Source organism: Pseudomonas sp. NFACC42-2 (genome assembly GCF_900116055.1).
Taxonomy (GTDB): Bacteria; Pseudomonadota; Gammaproteobacteria; order Pseudomonadales; family Pseudomonadaceae; genus Aquipseudomonas; species Aquipseudomonas marginalis.
The window spans coordinates 135,065-156,141 of sequence record NZ_FOZO01000011.1; the positions used below are offsets into that span (position 1 = coordinate 135,065).

General features: G+C 63.7%; 20 protein-coding genes. 12 read left to right on the plus strand and 8 right to left on the minus strand.

Translation table 11 applies throughout. The features are described 5' to 3' along the window. Positions 1-11: 11 nt before the first annotated feature. Positions 12-1,157 (plus strand): MalY/PatB family protein, encoded by a 1,146-nt coding sequence (locus BM416_RS20080; RefSeq protein WP_092489215.1) that lies wholly within the window; start codon positions 12-14, stop codon positions 1,155-1,157. A gap of 55 nt (positions 1,158-1,212) precedes the next feature. Here BM416_RS20080 and BM416_RS20085 read toward each other — a convergent pair whose 3' ends face one another. The 4 genes from BM416_RS20085 to BM416_RS20100 form a co-directional block, all read right to left on the minus strand. Then, complete coding sequence (locus BM416_RS20085; protein WP_003173733.1) at positions 1,213-1,428, minus strand: TOBE domain-containing protein; 216 nt, start codon at positions 1,426-1,428, stop codon at positions 1,213-1,215. Positions 1,429-1,690: 262 nt separating this feature from the next. After that, positions 1,691-2,608 carry a DUF4880 domain-containing protein gene (locus BM416_RS20090; RefSeq protein WP_092489216.1) on the minus strand — a complete coding sequence of 306 codons (918 nt, stop codon included), beginning with the start codon at positions 2,606-2,608 and terminating at the stop codon, positions 1,691-1,693. Then, a complete protein-coding gene (locus BM416_RS20095) occupies positions 2,605-3,123 on the minus strand; it encodes a sigma-70 family RNA polymerase sigma factor (protein ID WP_027607930.1) in 519 nt (172 codons plus the stop codon). Before BM416_RS20095 ends, BM416_RS20090 begins: the two co-directional genes overlap by 4 nt. A gap of 91 nt (positions 3,124-3,214) precedes the next feature. Further along, positions 3,215-4,156, minus strand: a complete 942-nt coding sequence (locus tag BM416_RS20100) for a LysR family transcriptional regulator (protein ID WP_092489217.1) — start codon at positions 4,154-4,156, stop codon at positions 3,215-3,217. 116 nt (positions 4,157-4,272) lie between these two features. On the opposite strand from BM416_RS20100, the gene BM416_RS20105 reads away from it, so the two are divergent. The 9 genes from BM416_RS20105 to BM416_RS20145 all read left to right on the plus strand — a co-directional run bounded on the left by BM416_RS20105 (position 4,273) and on the right by BM416_RS20145 (position 13,701). Further along, positions 4,273-5,568: an MFS transporter gene (locus tag BM416_RS20105; protein WP_092489218.1), complete on the plus strand. Its 1,296-nt coding sequence runs from the start codon at positions 4,273-4,275 to the stop codon at positions 5,566-5,568. A 16-nt stretch (positions 5,569-5,584) separates the two neighbouring features. Then, complete coding sequence (gene rhmD / locus BM416_RS20110; protein ID WP_092489219.1) at positions 5,585-6,769, plus strand: L-rhamnonate dehydratase; 1,185 nt, start codon at positions 5,585-5,587, stop codon at positions 6,767-6,769. 10 nt (positions 6,770-6,779) lie between these two features. Continuing rightward, positions 6,780-7,580 (plus strand): aldolase/citrate lyase family protein, encoded by an 801-nt coding sequence (locus tag BM416_RS20115; protein WP_092489220.1) that lies wholly within the window; start codon positions 6,780-6,782, stop codon positions 7,578-7,580. A gap of 10 nt (positions 7,581-7,590) precedes the next feature. Beyond that, on the plus strand, positions 7,591-9,024 hold the full coding sequence (gene aldA, locus BM416_RS20120) for an aldehyde dehydrogenase (RefSeq protein WP_092489221.1): 1,434 nt from the start codon (positions 7,591-7,593) through the stop codon (positions 9,022-9,024). Between the two features lie 69 nt (positions 9,025-9,093). Next, a complete protein-coding gene (locus tag BM416_RS20125; protein ID WP_092489222.1) occupies positions 9,094-9,975 on the plus strand; it encodes an amidohydrolase family protein in 882 nt (293 codons plus the stop codon). Next, on the plus strand, positions 9,975-10,295 hold the full coding sequence (rhaM, locus tag BM416_RS20130) for an L-rhamnose mutarotase (RefSeq protein ID WP_175539084.1): 321 nt from the start codon (positions 9,975-9,977) through the stop codon (positions 10,293-10,295). The genes BM416_RS20125 and rhaM overlap by 1 nt, the downstream gene beginning before the upstream one ends. 40 nt (positions 10,296-10,335) lie before the next feature. Beyond that, positions 10,336-11,394 (plus strand): L-rhamnose/proton symporter RhaT, encoded by a 1,059-nt coding sequence (gene rhaT, locus BM416_RS20135; protein WP_090404933.1) that lies wholly within the window; start codon positions 10,336-10,338, stop codon positions 11,392-11,394. A 28-nt stretch (positions 11,395-11,422) separates the two neighbouring features. Then, positions 11,423-12,193, plus strand: coding sequence for an L-rhamnose 1-dehydrogenase Lra1 (locus tag BM416_RS20140; protein ID WP_092489223.1), 771 nt, complete (start codon positions 11,423-11,425; stop codon positions 12,191-12,193). A 185-nt stretch (positions 12,194-12,378) separates the two neighbouring features. Beyond that, entirely contained in the window at positions 12,379-13,701 is a 1,323-nt protein-coding gene (locus tag BM416_RS20145) for a carbohydrate porin (protein WP_092489224.1), read from the plus strand. Here BM416_RS20145 and BM416_RS20150 read toward each other — a convergent pair. The 3 genes from BM416_RS20150 to BM416_RS20160 form a co-directional block, all read right to left on the minus strand. Next, positions 13,698-14,312 carry an LbetaH domain-containing protein gene (locus tag BM416_RS20150; protein WP_092489225.1) on the minus strand — a complete coding sequence of 205 codons (615 nt, stop codon included), beginning with the start codon at positions 14,310-14,312 and terminating at the stop codon, positions 13,698-13,700. The genes BM416_RS20145 and BM416_RS20150 overlap by 4 nt on opposite strands. Positions 14,313-14,402: 90 nt before the next feature. Beyond that, positions 14,403-15,848 carry a mechanosensitive ion channel domain-containing protein gene (locus BM416_RS20155; protein WP_065927776.1) on the minus strand — a complete coding sequence of 482 codons (1,446 nt, stop codon included), beginning with the start codon at positions 15,846-15,848 and terminating at the stop codon, positions 14,403-14,405. Positions 15,849-15,963: 115 nt separating this feature from the next. Continuing rightward, the gene (locus BM416_RS20160; protein WP_092489226.1) at positions 15,964-16,830 is read right to left on the minus strand and encodes a pirin family protein; all 867 of its coding nucleotides are present in this window, start codon (positions 16,828-16,830) and stop codon (positions 15,964-15,966) included. Positions 16,831-17,009: 179 nt separating this feature from the next. Between BM416_RS20160 and BM416_RS20165 the strand changes: the two genes are divergently transcribed. Together BM416_RS20165 and BM416_RS20170 are read left to right on the plus strand one after the other, a co-directional pair. Continuing rightward, positions 17,010-17,753, plus strand: coding sequence for a response regulator (locus BM416_RS20165; RefSeq protein WP_092489227.1), 744 nt, complete (start codon positions 17,010-17,012; stop codon positions 17,751-17,753). Positions 17,754-17,773: 20 nt separating this feature from the next. Next, on the plus strand, positions 17,774-19,093 hold the full coding sequence (locus tag BM416_RS20170; RefSeq protein ID WP_175539086.1) for a sensor histidine kinase: 1,320 nt from the start codon (positions 17,774-17,776) through the stop codon (positions 19,091-19,093). On the opposite strand, the gene BM416_RS20175 is transcribed toward BM416_RS20170, so the two are convergent. Continuing rightward, positions 19,090-21,030 (minus strand): TonB-dependent receptor domain-containing protein, encoded by a 1,941-nt coding sequence (locus BM416_RS20175; RefSeq protein WP_092489229.1) that lies wholly within the window; start codon positions 21,028-21,030, stop codon positions 19,090-19,092. The genes BM416_RS20170 and BM416_RS20175 overlap by 4 nt on opposite strands. Positions 21,031-21,077 lie beyond the last annotated feature (47 nt).

The window sequence follows — 21,077 nt, forward strand, 5'->3', positions numbered from 1 at the left end:
CGAGCCCCTTCATGAGCTTTGATTTCGATACGATCCACCCCCGACTCGGCACCGGCAGCACCAAGTGGAACCGCTACCCGGCCGATGTGTTGCCGATGTGGATCGCCGACATGGACATCGCCGCGCCGCCCGCCGTGCTGCAGGCCCTGCACGCGCGCCTCGACCAGCAGATTCTCGGCTACAGCGTGGCCGGCCCGGATGTACGCGAGGCCATCGTGGCCGACCTGTGGGCCAAGTACGCCTGGCGCGTGCAGCCCGACGACCTGCTGTTCCTGCCCGGCGTTGAGCCTGGCTTCAATATGGCGCTGCACGCCTTCGTCCAACCGGGCCAGCCGGTGGTGCTGCAAACCCCCAACTACCGGCCGATTCGCCTGGCGCCCGGCCACTGGAACCTGCCGCGTATCGAAGTACCGTTCGAGTTGAACAACGCCGAATACATCACCCCCATGCCCGCCCTGCGCGAGGCCCTGACCGGCGCCGGCGCACTGCTGCTGAGCAACCCGCACAACCCCATCGGCAAGGTCTTCCCCCGCGAAGAACTGCTGGCCCTGGCCACTGCCTGCCTGGAAAACGGCGCGCTGATCATCAGCGACGAAATCCACGCCGAACTGTGCTTCGACGGCCGCCGCCACATCCCCACCGCCAGCCTCAGCCCGGAGATTGCCCAGCGCACCATCACGCTGATGTCGGCGAGCAAGGCCTACAACGTGGCCGGCCTGAAGACCTGCTTTGCGGTGATCCAGAACGCCGGGATCCGCGAGCGCTTCAACCAGGCCCGCTGCGGCATGGTCGACAGCGTCAGCCCCCTGGGCCTGGAAGCCACCCGCGCCGCCTACAGCCAGTGTGGCGAATGGCTCGACGCGCTGAAGCAGTACCTGCAAGCCAACCGCGATTACCTGCTCGACGCCGTGCAAACCCGCTTGCCCGGCGTGGTGATGCATGCGCCGCAAGGCACCTTCCTCGCCTGGCTGGACTGCAGCGCCCTAGGCCTGGACGACCCACAGCAGTTCTTCCTCGAACAGGCCAAGGTCGGGCTGAGTGCGGGGATCGAATTCGGTGACGACAGCCAGCAGTTCGTGCGCCTGAACTTCGGCTGCCCACGGGCCTTGCTGGAAGAGGGTCTGCAACGTATGGAGCGTGCGCTGCAGCAGCGCTGAGGCGCCGTTGCAGGCTTTATGAATGTGGGAGCGGCGCTCCCACATCCGGTGAACTTCACAGCTTGGCGATGGACACTTCGGTGGACTTCACAAAGGCAATCACTTCGCTGCCCACCTTCAATTCCAGGTCACGCACGGAGCGGGTGGTGATCACCGAGGTGACGATGCCGGACGCGGTTTGCACGTCGATTTCGGACACCACCTCCCCCAGCAGGATTTCCTTGATCACGCCCTTGAACTGGTTGCGCACGTTGATCGCTTTAATGGTCATGTCGGCTTTCCTTTTGGCTGTTGGGTCAATCCGCACGAATGCGCAGGCCTTTAAAATGCGCTATCACGCAGAACATTAAAAGGAATATATAACTCTTTATTTATTCCATATAGAAATATACAAGCTGTTGCCGCACCAACAGCCGATCAACGATTTGCTCTTCCAGGAGCAGCTGCCGATCCCCGGCAGCTTGCGCAGGCTCACCCCACGTGATCGAGGACTACTCGTAACCTGTGGTGAGCAGGCTGGCCACAAAACCGCATCACGCCGCCTTGCGCAGGCTCACCCAATAACGGGTCCGAGATTGCACCTCCAACCCCAGGGTCGAGGCCAGCAGGTTGAGGATGCGGTCGGTGTCATCCAGGCGAAAACTGCCGGTCACCCGCAGCGTTTCCAGGCTGGGATCCCAACGCAATACGCCCGGACGATAGCGTTCCAGCTCGCGCAGAAAATCCCCCAGCAACTGGTTCTGTGCGGTCAACACGCCGTCGCGCCAGCCTAATTGCAGCACATCGAAGGGCACCGAGGCGCCAAGCCCGGCGGCTTTCAACGGCGCTTGCTGGCCCCCCTGCAATGTCGCCAGGTTTGCGCGCAAATCACGCACCTGCACCGTGCCCTTGAGCACCGACACCAGGCAGCCGGAAGGCAGTTGCCGCACGCACACCTCGGCCTGGCTGACGAGCAATTGGCCGTAGCGGGTTTGCACCGTCATCGCCGCCGTACCCGGAACGTTCAGCGCCAGCTCACCGTCGACCAGGGTGATGCGCCGTTGTGCCAGGTCCACGTCTACGGCTGTAGCGGTATTGAGTTGCAGGCTGCCCCCTTCGGCTAACGGCAGGCGTTTGCGTTCGCCGGTAGCGGTGTGCAAATCGGCACGCCAGGCGTCGATGGGCAACTGGCGGCTGATCAGCCAGGCCGCCGGCACCAGCGCCGCCACCCCCAGGGCGCGCTTGAGCACGGCACGTCGCCCCGGTTGCGGGCGGTCGAGGCTGGCCATGGCGAGCGCCTGGGGTAAATCGCTGAAACGCTGGCGCAGGGTTTGGGCTCTTTGCCAGGTCTGTTCATGCTGGGGATGGCTGTCGCGCCAGTGCTGCAAGGCGGCGTGATCGCGCTCGGTGGCCGCGCCGGATTCGAGCAGCGCCAGCCACTGGGCGGCGGCGCGCGCGACGTCGCGGCTCACAGCTCCACCAGCAGGCAATGCTCGTAGGCCTGGGCCATGTAGCGCTTCACCGTACGTTCGGACACGTCAAGGCGCTCGGCAATCTCGCGGTAACCCAGGCCTTCCAGCTGGCTCCATAGAAACGCACGGCGCACCAGCACGGGCAAGCCGTCGAGCAATTCATCCAGGGCTTGCAGGGTTTCCAGCACCAGCCAGCGCTGTTCGGGCGACGGCACACAGGTGTCGGGCAAGGTGGCCAGGGCATTCAGATACGCCTGTTCGAGGCTGCGGCGCTGATGAAAATTCACCAGCAGGCGCTTGCCCACCGTCACCAGGTACGCCCGGGGTTCCTGCATCTGCGCAATCGGCTGCGCACTGGCAAGCACCCGCAGGAACGTATCCTGGCTCAGGTCGGCCGCATCCCAGGCATTGCCCAGGCGCCGCCGCAGCCAGCTTTCCAGCCAACTGCGATGGTCACGGTACAAGCTCGATAGCGTCAGTTCAGGAGCGTGCGTGGGGACAACAGCATCATTCATGGCAACAACCTGCACGGCGCGATTGAGTCTCAAATGAGATTCATTCTATTTAATATCGTGCCGGGACACCATGATCTTTTCAACTTCGCGTTTACAGCATCGCCGCCTTCTGCCGCAGCAGGTCAATAAACAAGCCCAATTCGCGGCTCACCCCCTCGCCCTTGCGCAACAAGATGCCAAACGGCGCCAGCCGCACGTCCAGGGCCACCGGCAGCGCGACCACCAGGCCCATTTTCAGATAATCACGCAAGGCACTTTCCGACAGCACCATCACCGCGTCGGTCAGTTGGATCAACTGCTGCATGGAGTACACCGAGCTGCATTCGATGATGTCCGCCGGGCTTGGCAGCGCCAGGTCTTGCAGGGCCTGGTCGAAACCGATACGCGCCGGGCTGGTTTGCGGTTGCAGGATCCACGGCCAGTCGCGCACCAGCTCTGCCAGGGATAGCAGGCCGCGTCGGACCAATGGGTGGCCGGCGTGCACCACCACCAGCAGACGCTCGTTGCCCAGGGGTTCGAAGCTGTAGTGCTCGCTGTCGGTGGCGGCGTTGCGCCGGGAGATGGCCAGGTCGATGCGCCCCTGCTCCAGCAGTTGGATCACCTGGTCGCTGGTGTCGCCCATGATGCGGATACGCAGTTGCGGGTTGAGCGCCTTGATCTGCGCAATGCAGTCCATCACCAGGTCCGGCGCGGCGCCCATGATGGTGCCGATAGACAAGTAGCCATACCCGCCCTGCTGGCGCGCCATCAGGTCTTCGGCGCAACGGTCGAGACCGCTCAGTGCCGATTCGGCAAAATTGATCAGTTGCTGGCCGAGTGCCGTAGGACGCATCCCCCGTGGCAGGCGCTCGAACAGGTCACAGCCGAACATGTCCTCGATCTCGCGCAGCATGCGCGTGGCCGCCGGTTGCGACATGTTCAGGGCCTGGGAGGCGCGGTGCAGGTTCTGGCTGGAACTCAGCGCCACCAGCATATGCAAGTGCTTGTAGCGCAGGCGGTTGAACAGGCTGGGGGAGATCGTGGAACTACGCATTTTTTTCCTTATTATCGATACCCTGAGGTTATCGGTTGTAAGCGAGATTCGATTTGTAGCGCATTGCTCGGCCGCCGTACAGTCCGGTCCATAAGAACAAAACAACGGACCTCCTCATGAAAACCCTGCCCGCGCACCTGCTCGCCAAGATTTCCTGGCGGCTGCTGCCCTTCCTGCTGTTGATGTACATCATGGCGTTTCTCGACCGCGCCAACGTCGGGTTCGCCAAGCAAGCCTTCCAGGCCGACACCGGTTTGAGCGATGCCGCCTTTGCCTTTGGCGCTGGTGTGTTTTTCGTCGGCTACGCGCTGCTGGAAGTGCCGAGCAACCTGATCCTGCACCGTGTCGGCGCCCGTCTGTGGATGTGCCGGATCATGGTCAGTTGGGGCCTGATTTCGGCGGCGATGGTGTTCGCCCATGACGAAACCAGCTTCTACGTACTGCGCTTCCTGCTGGGCGTGGCCGAAGCCGGGTTCTTCCCCGGCGTGATCCTCTACCTCACCTACTGGTTCCCCCAGGCCGTGCGCGGCAAGGCCATGGGCTTCTTTTACTTTGGCGCGCCCCTGGCCTTTATCTTCGGCAGCCCATTGTCCGGTTTGCTCTTGGAAATGGATGGCTTCGGTGGGATTCACGGCTGGCAGTGGCTGTTCGCCGTGGAAGGCTTGATGGCCAGCGCGGTAGGCATCTGGGCCTACTGGTACCTGGACAATCGCCCCGCCGACGCCAAGTGGCTGAGCGTGGACGAGCGCCAGCAAATCCAGAGCCTGCTCGACCTGGAAGACCAACACAAAACCTCCCATGGCCGCAGCCTGCTGACCGTGTTGTGCCAACCCTCGGTGCTGTACCTGTGCCTGGTGTACCTGCTGATCCAGGCCAGTGTGTATGGCGTGGTGTTTTACCTGCCCACCCAGGTGGGCGGCCTGCTCGGCACCAAGGTCGGCTTGATGGTCGGGCTGGTTTCGGCGGTTCCCTGGGTCTGCGCGCTGTTCGCTGCCTGGTGGATCCCCGATTATTCCGACCGCACCGGCGAACGCCGCCGCACCGCCTGCCTGACGTTATTGATGGCGGCCGCCGGCATCGCCTGCTCGGTGACCTTCGCCAACCCACTGCTGGGCATGCTCGCGCTGTGCTTTGCCGCCTCGGGTTTTATCGCGGTGCAGCCGGTGTTCTGGACCTTCCCCTCCAGCTACCTGGCCGGCAGCGCCGCCGCAGCCGGCATTGCGTTGATCAATTCCTTCGGTGCCCTCGGCGGCTTTATCGCCCCTGTGATCAAGCAGTGGGCCGAAGGCGCCTTCGATTCCCCGGCGGCCGGTTTGTACTTGCTGTCCGCCACCACGGTACTCGCTGCATTGCTGGTACTGGGCATCCATTCACCCGGCCGCACCGCGTCGAACACGCCGGCCACTGTTTAATTCCAGGAGTCATACCATGGGTCATCTCACCATCAAACACGTGCGCGCCTTTGTCCTGCGAGGCGGCGGCGCCGATTACCACGACCAGGGCGACGGCCATTGGATTGACGACCATATCTGCACGCCCATGAGCAAATACCCGGAGTATCGCCAGAGCCGCCGCAGCTTCGGCATCAACGTGCTCGGCACCCTGGTGGTGGAAATCGAAGCCAGCGACGGCACCGTCGGTTTTGCGGTGACTACCGGCGGCGAACCGGCGGCGTATATCGTCGAAAAACACCTGGCACGCTTTATCGAAGGCGCACGTGTCACGGACCTCGAGAAGATCTGGGACCAGATGTACCAGTCAACCCTCTACTACGGTCGCAAGGGTTTGGTGATCAACACCATTTCCGGGGTTGACCTCGCGCTGTGGGACCTGCTCGGCAAGATCCGCCAGGAGCCGGTGCACCAGTTGCTCGGCGGCGCGGTGCGTGACGAGTTGCAGTTCTACGCCACCGGCGCGCGCCCGGACCTGGCGCAGAAGATGGGTTTTATCGGCGGCAAGATGCCCCTGCACCACGGGCCCAGCGAAGGCGAAGAAGGCCTGCGCAAAAACCTCGAAGCCCTGGCGACCATGCGCGAACGGGTCGGCCCGGAGTTCTGGTTGATGCTCGATTGCTGGATGAGCCTGGATGTGAACTACGCCACCAAACTGGCGATAGGCGCCCATGAACACGGGCTCAAGTGGATCGAGGAAGCGCTGTCTCCCGACGACTACTGGGGCTACGCCGCCCTGCGCAACAACGTGCCAAAAGGCATGTTGGTGACCACCGGCGAACATGAAGCCACGCGCTGGGGCTTCCGCATGCTCCTGGAAATGGGCTGCTGCGACATTATCCAGCCGGATGTCGGTTGGTGCGGCGGCCTCACCGAGCTGGTGAAAATCTCCGCCCTGGCCGATGCCCACAACGCAATGGTCGTGCCCCACGGCTCGTCGGTGTACAGCTACCACTTTGTTGCCACCCGCCATAACAGCCCGTTCGCCGAATTTCTGATGATGGCGCCCAAGGCCGATGAAGTGGTGCCGATGTTCCACCCGCAACTGCTCGGCGAGCCGGTCCCGGTGAATGGCCGCATGCGCTTGTCGGTGCTCGACAAGCCCGGTTTCGGCGTAGACCTGAACCCGGATTGCCAGTTGCACCGTCCGTACAATCGCTGAGGAAAACGCCATGAATATGCCCCGTAATGGTTTCAAGGCCGCCCTGGCCAAGGACGCCACCCAATATGGCATCTGGGCCGGTTTTGCCACCGGCTACGCCGCCGAGATCGTCGCCGGCCTCGGCTACGACTGGATGCTGATCGACGGCGAACACGCGCCCAATACCGTGCCCAGCGTGCTCAACCAATTGCAGACCGTGGCCCCGTACGCCACCGCACCGGTGGTGCGTGCGGTCAACAGTGACGCCAGCCTGATCAAGCAACTGCTCGACGTCGGCGCCCAGACCCTGATGATCCCCATGGTGGAAACCGCCGAACAGGCCCAGGCCCTGGTGCGTGCCATGCGCTATCCGCCCCATGGCATTCGCGGCGTCGGTGGCGGCCTGACCCGCGCCACCCGTTGGGATGGCGTGGCCAACTACCTCAATACCGCCCATGAAGAGCTGTGCCTGATCGTGCAAGTGGAGTCGCGCCTGGGCGTGGAAAACGTCGCGGCGATTGCTGCCGTGGAAGGCGTGGATGCGGTGTTTATCGGCCCCGCCGACCTGTCCATCGGACTCGGCCACGCCGGCAACCCCGGTCACCCCGAAGTGCAGGAGCGCATCAAGCACGCGGTGGAGGCCACCCTCGCCGCCGGCAAGGCCAGCGGCATCCTGGCGCCCAACGAAGACGACGCACGCCGCTACCAGGCCTGGGGTTGCCGCTTTATCGCGGTGGCCATCGACATCAGCCTGCTGCGCCAGAGCGCCCTGGCCACCCTGGCCCGCTACCGCCCTGCGGCTGAAACGAACGCGCCATCGCGCACTTACTGAGGAGCTGCCCATGTCATCCGTTCCCGTGTACCAGAACTTTATCAACGGCCGCTTTACCCCAAGCCAGGCGCACATCGATGTGCTCAACCCGGCGACCGGGGTCTTGTTGTCCAAGGTCCCGGCGTCCACCGCCGACGACGTCGACCAGGCCCTCGCCGCGGCCCGCAGTGTGCAAAAAGACTGGGCGCGCAAACCCGCGATCGAACGCGCCGGGCACCTGCGCCGCATCGCCGCCAAGCTGCGGGAAAACGTCGCCCACCTGGCCCGCACCATTACCCTGGAGCAAGGCAAGGTCAGCGGCCTGGCCGAGGTCGAAGTGAACTTCACCGCCGACTACCTCGACTACATGGCCGAATGGGCGCGGCGCATCGAAGGCGAGATCATCACCAGCGACCGCCCCAACGAAAACATCTTCCTGTTCCGCAAACCGTTGGGCGTGGTGGCCGGGATCCTGCCGTGGAACTTCCCGTTCTTCCTGATCGCCCGCAAGCTGGCCCCGGCGCTGCTCACCGGCAACACCATCGTGATCAAGCCCAGCGAAGAAACCCCGAACAACTGCTTTGAATTCGCCAAACTGGTGGCCCAGACCGACTTGCCCGCCGGCGTGTTCAATGTGGTGTGCGGCGATGGCCAGGTCGGCGGCGCTCTGACTGCCCACAAGGGCGTGGACATGATCAGCTTCACCGGCAGCGTCGCCACCGGTTCACGCATCATGGCCGCCGCCGCGCCGAACATCACCAAGCTCAACCTGGAGCTGGGCGGCAAGGCGCCGGCCATCGTGCTGGCAGATGCCGACCTGGACCTGGCGGTCAAAGCCATCCGCGATTCGCGCATCATCAACACCGGCCAGGTGTGCAACTGCGCCGAGCGCGTGTACGTGGAGCGCAAGGTTGCCGACCCATTCATCGAGCGTATCAGCGCGGCCATGTCCGCGACCCGCTACGGCGATCCGCTGGCCATGGCCGATGCGGAAATGGGTCCGTTGATCAATCGCCAGGGCCTGGACAGCGTCAACCACAAAGTGCGCACCGCCCTGAGCCAGGGCGCCACGTTGGTCAGCGGCGGGCAGATCGCCGACCTGGGTGCCGGCTTTCACTTCCAGCCGACGGTATTGGCCGGGTGCCGGGCCGATATGGAGATCATGCGCGAAGAGATCTTCGGCCCGGTGCTGCCGATCCAGATTGTCGACGACCTCGACGAAGCCATCGCCCTGGCCAATGACTGCGACTACGGCCTGACCTCGTCGATCTACACCCGCGACCTCGGCAAGGCCATGCACGCGGTGCGCGAGATCGACTTCGGCGAAACCTACGTCAACCGCGAAAACTTCGAAGCCATGCAAGGCTTCCATGCCGGCGTGCGCAAATCCGGGATCGGCGGCGCCGACGGCAAGCACGGCCTCTACGAGTACACCCATACCCATGCGGTGTACCTGCAGAGCTGAGGTGGTGAAACGGGTCGGCGCGCGGTAGCGTGCGGGCCTTTCCTGACAAAATCCCACAAGGATTGCGCGATGCCCCTGACGCCTTATAGCGGCCCCATCATCGACAGCCACCTGCACCTGTTCGACCCACGTCGCCCTCAGGGCATCCCGTGGCCCGAGCCGGGCAATCGGCTGTACGCCGCCCATTTACCTGCCGACTACTGGGCCCTGGCCGGCCCACACAATGTGATCGGCGCAATTGCCGTGGAAGCCAGCCCGTGGCGCGACGACAACCGCTGGCTGCTGCACACCCTACGCCGCGAGCCGCGCATGCTCGGTTTTGTCGGCAACCTGGACCCGCTGCACGCCGACTTCGCCACCGACCTCGAGGCCCTGGCGGATGAGCCGCTGTTCCTCGGCCTGCGCTACGGCAACCTGTGGGACCGCGACCTGCTGCACGACCAGGCCCGCCCGGGGTTTATCGACGGCCTGCGCCAACTCGCCGCCACCGGCCGCAGCCTGGACAGCGCCAACCCGAACCCGCGCCTGCTCAGGGGCCTGCTGCAGCTGAGCGAGGCATTGCCGCAGCTGCGCATCATCGTCGACCACCTGCCCAACGCCCAGGTACCCCTGGGTGAGGAGGCGGCGTACCACGCCGACCTGCTGCGCCTGGCCGAGCGCCCGAATGTGTTCGCCAAGCTGGCGGAAATTCCCCAGGTCGGGGCGCTGGGCTTGATCACCGACACTGCGTTCTACCACGACCGCCTGGCCGTGCTGTGGGAGGCCTTTGGCGAAGAGCGCTGCTTCTTCGGCAGTGACTGGCCCAACAGCGATCACCTGGCGGATTTCGCCACCACCCTGGGGCTCGTCAAACGCTGCATGGCCGACAAACCTGAAACCGTGCAGGCCAAGTTTTTCCTGCATAACGCCGTGCGTATCTACTCGCCTACGCCACCCCATGGAGCGCTGTGATGCAGACCCGCGCTTTTCGCATGCACCTCAATCCGGGCCAGGCCGATGAATATCGCCGGCGTCACGACGAGATCTGGCCGGAACTGGCCCAAGCCCTGCTCGACGCGGGCGTGGTGGATTACCGGATTTTCCTCGATGAGCCGGCCAATGCGCTGTTCGCCGTGCTCACCCACGAAGACGCCCACGGCCTGGATGAACTGCCCCGCACCGCACTGATGCAACGCTGGTGGCGCCATATGCAGGACATCATGCCCAGCCATGGAGACGGCTCGCCGGTCAGTGTCGACCTGCTGCCGATGTTCCAGCTGAGCCGCCCTTGAATTAACCGACCCACAACAACAATAAAAAGGATTCGACCACGTGGAAATCATTCTCCTCGGTGTGATTCTGCACTTTATCGGCGGCTTCGCTTCCGGCAGTTTCTACATCCCCTACAAGAAGGTGCGCGGCTGGGCCTGGGAAAGCTACTGGATCACCGGCGGCCTGGTGTCCTGGCTGATCGTGCCGCTGATCGCCGCCCAACTGACGGTGCCAGGCTGGGTGGAAATCCTGCGCAATGCCGACACCGGCACCCTGCTCTGGACCTACCTGTTCGGTGTGCTGTGGGGCATCGGCGGCCTGACCTTCGGCCTGACCATGCGTTACCTGGGCCTGTCCTTGGGCATGTCGCTGATCATGGGCCTCACCTCGGCCCTCGGCGCCTTGATGCCGGCGCTGTACCGCGACCTGTTCACCCAGGACACCGAAGGTACCCTGACCTCGATGCTGGCCTCACAAGGCGGGCATTGGGTGCTCTGGGGCGTGGCGGTATCGCTGATCGGCATCGCGGTGTGCGGCAAGGCCGGGCTGATCAAGGAACGGGAAGTGTCCGCAGCGGTGAAGTTCGCCAGCGTCAGCGAATTCGCCCTGGGCAAGGGCATGCTGGTGGCGGTGATTTCCGGCGTGCTGAGTGCCTGTTTCAGCTACGGCATTTCCGCCGGTCGCCCACTGGCGGCGGCAGCGGTGGAACATGGCGCCAACAGCCTGTTCCAGAACAACGTGACCTTCATGGTGATCATGTGGGGCGGCCTGACCACCAACGGCATCTGGTGCCTGTGGCTGAACTGGCGCAACCGCACCTTCCATAACTACACCGACCGCAGCACCCCGCTGCTGGGCAACTACCTGTTGGTGGCCATTGCCGGCACGCTGTGGTTCCTGCAGTTCTTTTTCTACGGCATGGGCGAAAGCCGACTGCAGAACGACGCCAGTTCCTGGGTGCTGCACATGTCATTCATCATCATCGTGTCCAACTGCTGGGGCCTGTATTTCCGCGAATGGCACGGCACCAGCGCGGCCAACAAGGGCGTGCTGGTGGCGGGCATTGCGGTGATCCTCGGCGCTATCGCCATGGTCGGCTACGGCAATTACCTCGGCTGATGCCGCTTGATTTTCTAGGAGTATTTTTATGTTGCTTGCAGACAAAACCGTGATCATCACCGGCGCCTCCCGTGGCATCGGCCGCGCCGCCGCCCGTGAGTGTGCCCGCCAGGGTGCCCGCGTGGTGATCGGCCACAGCGGCAGCGGCCAAGGCACCGAGGCTGCGCATTCATTGATCGAAGAGATCAAGGCCTTTGGCGGCCACGCCATCGAAGTGGGCGGCGATGCGGCCGACCCGGACACCGGCGACACGCTGGTGGCCGGCGCAGTGCAGGCCTTCGGCAGCGTCGACGTGTTCGTCAACAATGCCGGCATCTGCCCCTTCCACTCGTTCCTCGACATGCCCCGCGAGGTCTACCTGAAAACCGTCAACACCAACCTCAACGGCGCCTACTTCGCCGTGCAGGCGGCGGCCAACCAGATGAAAAACCAGGGCCGTGGCGGCGCGATCATCGCCGTCAGTTCCATCAGTGCGCTGGTGGGCGGCGGCATGCAAACCCACTACACGCCGACCAAGGCCGGCCTGCATTCGTTGATGCAATCCTGCGCGATTGCCTTGGGCCCGTATGGGATCCGCTGCAACTCGGTGCTGCCGGGCACCATCGCCACCGACATCAACAAGGACGACCTGGCCGACGAAGAAAAACTCGCCTACATGACCTCGCGCACGCCCCTGGGCCGCCTGGGCGAGCCGGACGATGTGGCCGGGCCGATCGTGTTCCTCGCCTCGGACATGGCGCGCTATGTGACCGGTGCGTCGTTGCTCGTCGATGGCGGCCTCTACGTAAACCTGCAGTAACCCCGCGCCCTAACAAACACCACACTTCCACTGTGGGAGGGGGCTTACCCCGATAGCGCAGTGTCAGTCGGTACATTAGTGACTGATACACCGCCATCGGGGGCAAGCCCTCTCCCACAAGGGATCTCTGTGTGCCTGAAGTTTGTGTTGTACCTAATAAAAACAACAATTCCAGGAGTACTTCCATGCGCACCACCCTCCCCCTGGCCCTGCTCTGCAGCGCCATGTCCACCTGCGCCTTCAGTGCGGGCCTGCTCGACCCCAACTCCCCGGCCATGCTCGGCGATTGGAACGGCCTGCGCCCGCAACTGGCCGAACAAGGCTACGACTTCACCCTCAAGTATGTCGGCGAAGTCGGTGCCAACCTCGGCGGCGGCTACAACTCGCACACCACCGCGCGCTGGAGCGACCAGTTGATCCTGGGCGTCAACATGGACCTGCAAAAACTCCTCGGTTGGCAGGATGCGACCTTTCGCATCGGCATCGGTGAGCGCCATGGCAAGGACATCACCAACGACCGCGTGCACCAGCCCAACGCCACCGGCCTGACCTCCACCATGGAAGTCTTCGGCGGCGGCAATGCCTGGCGGCTCTCGCAGTTCTGGTACGAGCAGAAGTTCTTCGAGCGCAAGTTTGCCCTGAAACTGGGGCGCTTCGGCCATGGCGAAGACTTCGACCAGTTCCCCTGCGAGTTCCAGAACGTCACCCTGTGCGGATCCCAGGAGGGCAACTGGAACGGCGTGTGGAACAGCTTTCCGATCAGCCAGTGGGCGGTGCGGGCCAAGTACCAGTTCACCGATGAGTTCGCCATGCAGGTCGGCGCCTACGACAAGAACCCCGGCAACGCCGAAGCCAGCAATGGTTTCAAGCCGTTTATCAGCGGTTCCCAGGGCACCAGCTTCCCCATCGAGGCCATCTGGAAAGGCCAGCTCGCCGGGCTGAATTCCGAGTACCACGCCGGTTACTACTACGCCAACGCCGACACCAAGGACATGCTCAAGGACGCCGACGGCAACTACGCCGCCAGCTCACGAAAGCCCTACCGGATGTATTCCAGCAACAGCGGCTGGTGGCTGTCGGGCCAGCAGCAATTAACCACGGTCGACGGCAACGCCAGGCGCGGGCTCAACGTGTTCGCGAACCTGACGGTGAATGACCCGGACAAAAGCGTGATCAAGCACCTGATCCAGGTCGGCCTGATCTACCGTGGCCCCTTCGATTCACGCCCGGACGACACCTTCGGCCTCGGCGCATCGAAGTTGCAGGTCAGCGACCGCTATACCCGCAATACGCAGATGCTCAACGGCGCCAATGGCGTGACCGACATCGATGACCCGCTGTACGTGCCCGAGCAGCGCCGCGAGTACAGCTACGAGATCAACTATGGCGTGCAGGCGACGAAATGGCTGATGGTGCGGCCTAACCTGCAATACGTGAAATACCCCGGCGGGCTTACGCAAACCACGGGCGCAGTGGTCGGCGGCGTGCAATTTATCGCCGACTTCTAGCCGTTCTCTGCATCAAACACCTGTCCGCGTCCCACGACGCTGGCAGGTGCCAGAACCGCCCCCGGCGCCAATACCGCATTGGCGCCAACCCGGCATTGATCCCCCAGCAACGCGCCAAACTTGTCGCAGCCGCTGCGCTGCAATACCCCGTCAACCCGTACCAGCACTTCCTTGTCGTCCCGCTCGTTGCGGTAGTTGGCGACGATACTCCCCGCCTCGAGGTTGACCCCATGGCCCAGCACTGAATCACCGACAAAGTTGAAGTGGGCCAGCTTGCTGCCACTGAACATGAAGGTGGTTTTCAGCTCGGCGCCGGGGCCGATGATGCAGTGCTCATCCACCCAGCACCCACCGCGCAGCAGCGAGCCGCTGGCGATAAAGCAATGGGCGCCGATGATCAGGGGGGGCTTGAGCAAGGCACCGGGTTCGACGATGGCGGTACGGTGGATGGCGACCTCGTCGTGCACGCGGTAGTCGTCGGCCGGCAGTTCGGCGAGCATCTGGCGAACAACGGCCGGCGCCTGGGCGACCAGGGCCCAGGGCGCCAGGCCGGCCCACGGGGCCAGGGGGGATTGAGCAAGGTTGGCGATGTAGTCGGTGAGTCGAATCAAGGTCGAGCCCTCACGTGGTCAGAGACAGTCAAGAAAACCCACATTGGCGATCATTCGACCTCGAGTACAGCACTTCCAGGCCCTCGCCTCTCACAGACCGCGCTTGCGCAGCCACTGCAAAAAGCCCTTCTTCACCGGCACCACCGGCGCGTCCTGGGTCAGGACCTGGGCGGCATGCAGGCGGAATTCCAAAAGTGCCTTCATCGCCTCGCTAATGTCGCGGCGCGCATCCAGGCAGGGTTTCAGGTATTCGTTCTCGATGCGGTACAGCGTACAGAAGGTCTTGGCGGAAAAGTCCGCCAGCACGGCCTGGTCGGACAGGATCCCCGCCTCGCCAATCACTTCTCCCGGCCCCATGCGCCCGGCTTCGAATACATGGCCGCCCTTGGTCAACATCACCGAGACCACGCCGGACTCGACGATAAACAAATGATCGCTGACCTCCCCCGCCGGCAGGATCATCTCGCCGGCGCGGTAGGTGTGCAGGGTCATGTTCTGGCTGAAGGTGTCTTTCTCTTCCTGGCGCAGGGTGGAGAAAATCGACGAACGCTCCAGCAATGCCCGCGCGGCGGACATGGCCGGCGGCGCGCTGCTTTCGGTGGCGGACAGCACAGCCACGCCCGCCGCTTGCAGGTGCCGGAACGCCAGGTCATAGAGCTGGTTGCGCACCTCGCGCTTGAGGGCCATGGCCGGCACGAAGCCGCTGATTTCATACTCCACGCCGCCACTGGCGGAGGTCTTGAACGCCACGCTCGGCGCGGGCTTGGCCAACAGTGGCCGGCACCCCTGCATCGCACGCTCCAGTGCCTCGATCACGGTTTGCGGACGTGCATGGGGGCTGACCTGCAGGCTGACCGCCAGGCCGAACATATCCGCCGGGCGTGAAAAGTTGATGATCTTGGCCTTGGCCGCCAGGGAGTTGGGGATCACCGCCAGGCTGCCCTGGGAGGTTTGCAGTCGCGTGGCGCGCCAGTCGATGTCGGTGACCCGCCCTTCGGTGCCGTCGATGGAGATCCAGTCATCGATCTGATAAGGCTTGGTGGTGTTGAGCACGATCCCGGAAAACACATCGCTGAGGGTACTTTGCAACGCCAGGCCGACGATGATCGCCACCGCGCCGGAGGTGGCCAACACCCCCTTGACCGGCAGGTCGAGCACGTAGGCCATGGCGGCGATGATCGCGATGAGGAAAATCACCGCGCCCATCAAGTCCTGCAACAACCGCCCGGTGTGGCCCACCCGCTGCATCATCACCGCGCCCAGCAACACCGTCAGCGTACGCGCTGCAAACAGCCACCAGCCGATCTGCAGGGCCGTGGCGGCCAGGTGCAAGGCGGTACTGTCGGCATAGGGCGCAAGTTGCATGGGGTTCATGCCGTCGTTGAACAGCACGGCACTGAACACGGCAAAAATCGCCAGTCGCGCAGCCAGCTTCCAATTGGCCAGGTCGGCAGAGATCAGGCGCCACACGGCGATGTCGATAAAGATCAGCGCCACGGCGCACAGCATCGGGTGATCAGCGATAAATGAGGGCATCCAGGCGACTCCAGGGCGAATGACGGGAAGATCGCATGAAATGCCGTTCCGGGGTATAGCGAAAACAAATGTGGGAGAAGGCATGCCCCCTCCCACATTGGCCTTGTGGCCGACCTTAATCCTGCATCTGCCCGAAACGACCCGATTGGAAATCCGCAAACGCCTGGTGAATCTCCTGCTCGGTATTCATCACAAACGGTCCATGCCCAACGATAGGCTCGTCAATCGGTTCGCCGCTGAGGAGCAGGACCTTGGCGTCGTCGTTGGCCTCCAGGGTGAGTTGGCGGCCATCGCGTTCGAACAACGCCAGTTGGCCTTGGCGTGCGACCTCTTCGCCGTTGACCAGCACCGTACCACGCAGGATCACCAGGGCGGTGTTGCGCCCGGCGTGCAGGTCGAGGGTGACGGGCTTGCCGGCGTTGAGGCGCAGGTCCCACACATCGATCGGCGTGAAGGTGCGCGCCGGTCCCTGGGTGCCGGCGAATTCACCGGCGATCAGGCGCAGGTGGCCGGCGTCGTTGGCCAGGGGCAGCACGGGGATATCGCCGTCGACGATGGTCTGGTAGCCCGCGTCGGCCATTTTGTCCTTGGCGGGCAGGTTGACCCACAGTTGCACCATCTCCAACGCACCGCCGCTGCGGGCGAAGGCGGCGGAGTGGAATTCCTCGTGGAGGATACCCTTGGCGGCGGTCATCCATTGCACATCGCCCGGGCCGATTTTGCCGCCGGCGCCGGTGGAATCGCGGTGTTCGACTTCGCCATCGTAGACGATGGTCACGGTTTCAAAACCGCGATGGGGGTGCTGGCCGACGCCGCGACGCTGGTCTGTCGGGGCGAAATCGGCCGGCCCGGCGTGGTCCAGGAGCAGGAATGGGCTGATGTGCTTGCCCATCGAGTCGTAGGAAAACAGCGTACGCACGGGGAAGCCGTCGCCGACCCAATGGGCGCGAGGGCTGGTGTAGATGCCGATGAGTTTTTTCATGGTAGTCCTCCAAAGTGCATACACCTTAAAACTCGCAGCAATTCGGCGCTAGACGGTAAAAACAACCTTGATCGTCCTACCAGCAGGACGATCTACGGCTGCGTCCTCACAAAAACAGCGTTAATGATAATGACTCGTAGTAATATCCGCCCTCTCCCGCTCAACCCTCGAGGGCTGCAATGCCGTTTGCCCCTGCGCCTGCCGCACCGCGCGTACTGGTGGTGGATGACCACCGCAAGATTCGTGAACCCCTGGCCACGTACCTGCGACGCCACACCTTTGAGGTGCGCACCGCTGAAGACGCGGCCGGCATGTGGCAATTGCTCAAGACCCAGGCGTTCGATGTGGTGGTGCTCGACGTGCTGCTGCCGGATGGCGATGGCTTTGAGTTGTGCAACCAGTTGCATCGGCGCAGCAACACCCCGGTGATCCTGCTGACCGCCCGCGACACTGCCGCCGACCGCATACGCGGCCTGGACCTGGGTGCCGACGATTACGTCACCAAGCCCTTCGAGCCCCGGGAGCTGGTGGCGCGTATCAACAGCGTGCTGCGCCGCCAGGGGCGCGCTACCGGCCCCACCGCGCCCGGCGCTGGCGCACGGGCCTATGAGTTCGCCGGCTGGCACTTCAGCGTGACCAGCGCCACCTTGCGCCGCGACGGCAGCCCGGCCATCCAGCTCAGCACTGCCGAAAGCCGGCTGTTGCAAGTGTTCCTCGCCCACCCCAACACCCTGTTGCCCCGCGAACGCTTGATCGACCTCACCGCCGCCGCCGACAGCGATGTCAGCGACCGCGCCATCGACCGGCAAGTCAGCCGCCTGCGCCGCAAGCTGGCCCAGGGCGATGCCACCCCGGAACTGTTACGCACCATCTGGGGCGGCGGCTATCTATTGGCGTCCGAGGTCAGCGAATGCACACCTTGAGCCGGCTGTGGCCGCGCACCCTGGCACGGCAGTTGAGCCTGTTGTTGTTGCTGGCACTGCTGGCGTCGAACGCCATTGCGATGTTGTTTTTGCAACGCACCGGCAGCCTGATCCACCCGCTGTCGCGCAGTTTCAGCCTGGAACGCCTGGGGATTGCCCATCACACGGCAATCGACCTGACCCCAAGTGAAACCGCGCACCTGCTGGCCGGCATGAGCACCGACGACACGCGCTTCTGGATCGGCCCCACGCCGGAGGTGGCGCCGTTTGCGCAACGCCCGGAAGAACAGCGCCTGGCCAACGAGCTGCGCCACCAATTACAGCTGGATAACAGCGCCGCCATTGGCATGCAGTTGGAACGCATCAGCGGCGCCGACGCCCGCACCCATGTGTTCAGCCCCGCCGGCTGGGCGCCGTTGCGCCTGCGCAGCAGCGTGCCGCTGCCCAACGGTACCTACCTGAATGCCGTGCAATACCCCGCCGGCGCCTATGAATGGGGCCGCGTCCTGGCCTACAGCCTGCCGGTGACCACACTGCCGGTGCTGCTGATCGTGATGTTTTTCATCGCCCGCGTGGTGCGCCCGATCAAGACCCTGGCCCAGGCCACCGAGCGCGTCAGCCGTGGTGAATGGATCGCCCCGCTGGCGGAAACCGGCCCACAGGAAGCCCGCGACCTGACTGCCGCCTTCAACACCATGCAGGTCAACCTCGCACGGCATGTCGAAGGCCGCACGCGAATGCTCGCAGCGGTCAGCCATGACTTGAATACGCCGATCACCGAACTGCGCCTGCAAGTGGAGTTGCTGGAGCCCGGCGCAGCCCGCGATGACATGCTCGAAAGCCTCGGGGAACTGAGTGCAATGGTGCGTGAAACCCTGGATTTCGTGCGCGACGACGCGGTGCAGGAAGCGACTGCCACGCTTTCGTCGAGCGACTTGCTGGATGACCTGGCCAAGCGTTACCAACGCCTGCAACAGCCCGTCACTTGGGCCGGCGCACCCGCGTTACTGCTGACCTGCCGGCCGCTGGCGCTCAAGCGCGCACTGACCAACCTGATCGACAACGCCCTGCGCCATGCCGGCGATGCCGACCTGAGCCTGGTTCGCGAAGACAACGGCTGGCTGCGCATCGAGATTCTCGACCACGGCCAAGGTCTACCCGAGGCGTGGTTGAGCAAAGTCTTCGAGCCCTTCGTACAACGGGGTGTCAGTGATGGCGGCGTGGGGCTGGGCCTGGCGATCGCACGGTCGTGCATCCAGGCCCACGGCGGTGAACTGGTCTTGGAAAATCGCCCACCGGCCGGTCTGTGCGCGGTGGTGCGATTGCCCACCGCGCTCTAGAAGTTGAGCGTGGCGCCCATCCACAGGGTGCGGCCGTAATTCACCGTGCCGTAGGTTTCATCGTCCAGACGCTTGTCGGTGAGGTTGTTGAGGGAGGCGTTGAGGGTCAACGAATCGCTCACGTCGTAGGAGCCGCCCAGGTCGGCGGTGGTGTAGCCCGGCGCCGGTTCGTCGGTGGTGATGGTGTTGCCGGTTTCCTCGCCGTAGTAGCTCAGCGAAGCCCAGGCCTGGGTGCGGTCGTTAATGGTCCATTCCGTGCGCACATTGGCTTTTTGCTCAGGGGTGAGGGCCAGGGGCGCGCCTTTGTTCGCGCCACTTTTCTGCTCGGAGTCGGTGTAGGTGTAGTTGGCCTTGAGCAGCACGCTGGGGTTGATGTCCCATTGGCCGTTGAGCTCAACGCCCTGGATGATCGCTTTGTCGACGTTGACCCGCTCCATGATGGTGTAGCCGTTCCAGCGCCGGTCGGTGGTGACGGTGGAGAGCTTGTCCTGGAAGTCGTTGTAGAACAGCGTCACGCCGCCGGACAGGTTGTCGCGGTTGCTCCACAGCGCCGAGACTTCGTAGTTGGTGCTGGTTTCGGGCTTGAGGTCCGGGTTGCCGAACATCACGAAGCGGTTGCGGCGCAGGTAGGCGTAATCCTCGACGACCGCACGCAGCTCGGGGGCCTTAAAGCCACGTGCAACACCACCCTTGAACGTCCACTGCTCGGTGGCGCGCCACACCCCGTAGACCCGTGGGCTGAGGTGGGCGCCGTACTCTTCGTGCTCATCCAGGCGCAGGCCGGTGGTCAGGGCGAAGCTGTCGGTCATCGACCACTCGTTTTCCGCGAACAAGGCTTTTTGCACCACCGAGAATTTATAGTCGACGCGGTCACCGAGGCCCTGGTTCCAGTCGGTCAGCTCGCTTTTATTCCATTGCACGCCCACGGTGCTGACGTTGCGGGCGGTGGGCACCACCAGCTTGGCGTCAAACACAGTGTTCTTGATCTCGGGTTTGCGCCCGTAGATGTCAGTCTGCGCCGGCGTCGCCTTGCCTTCACGGCTGGAGGTTTCCTGGGACAAGGCAACGTCCGAGGTGGCCCAGCCCCAGCGACCCTGATGGGACAGCGACCAGTGATCGCGGTTGTTTTCCTGTTCACGGGTGGCCCAGTTGGCGCTCATGCCGTCGCCATTCTTCAAGCGCGTGGCGCCGGCTTCCAGCAGGATGTCGTGGTCGATAGTGGGGGTGAAGGCCAGGCGCGCGGTGAGGTCGCGGTGGTCAGCCTTGCTAAAGCCATTGGTCTGCTCGATGTCGTCATCGGCCTGGCGGTCCAGGTAGCGGCCCCACACCTGCAAACCGAGGAAATCTTCCTTGAGCGGACCACTGAGGTAGAACTGGGTCTGGCGTGCATTGCCCTGGTCGCTGTGCTGGCGCGCCGAGTAGTCATACCCGACGGAGCCGCCCCAGGTCGGTGAGACCTTGCGCGTGATCACGTTGATCACCCCGCCAATGGCATCCGAGCCGTACAGCGAGGACATTGGCCCGCGCACCACTTCAATCCGCTCGATGGCTGCAGCGGGTGGTACAAAGCTCTGCTCGTAACCACTGTTGCCGTTGACCCGCGATTCCCGGGCGCTCTGGCGCTTGCCGTCGACCATGATCAGGGTGTAGTCGGCCGGCATGCCACGGATGGAGATGTCGGTTTCATTCGCACCGCCGTTGACGGTCACGCCTTCCACGTCTTTAACCGCGTCGCCGAGGTCGCGGTAGGACTTGCGACGCAGCGCCTCGCCATCGATCACGGTGACCGAGGCCGGCGCGTCTTCCACGCTTTGCGCAAAACCGGATGCAGTCACCACTACATCATTGAGTTCCAGTGCAACAGGCTCATCGGCGTGGGCATGAAGACTGGCGGCCACCAGCAGGGCCAGGGGCGAGAAACGAAAAGCAGGCAGCATGGGCGAAGACCTTCGGATTAGACTCAAAAGAGAATCGTAATCATCCA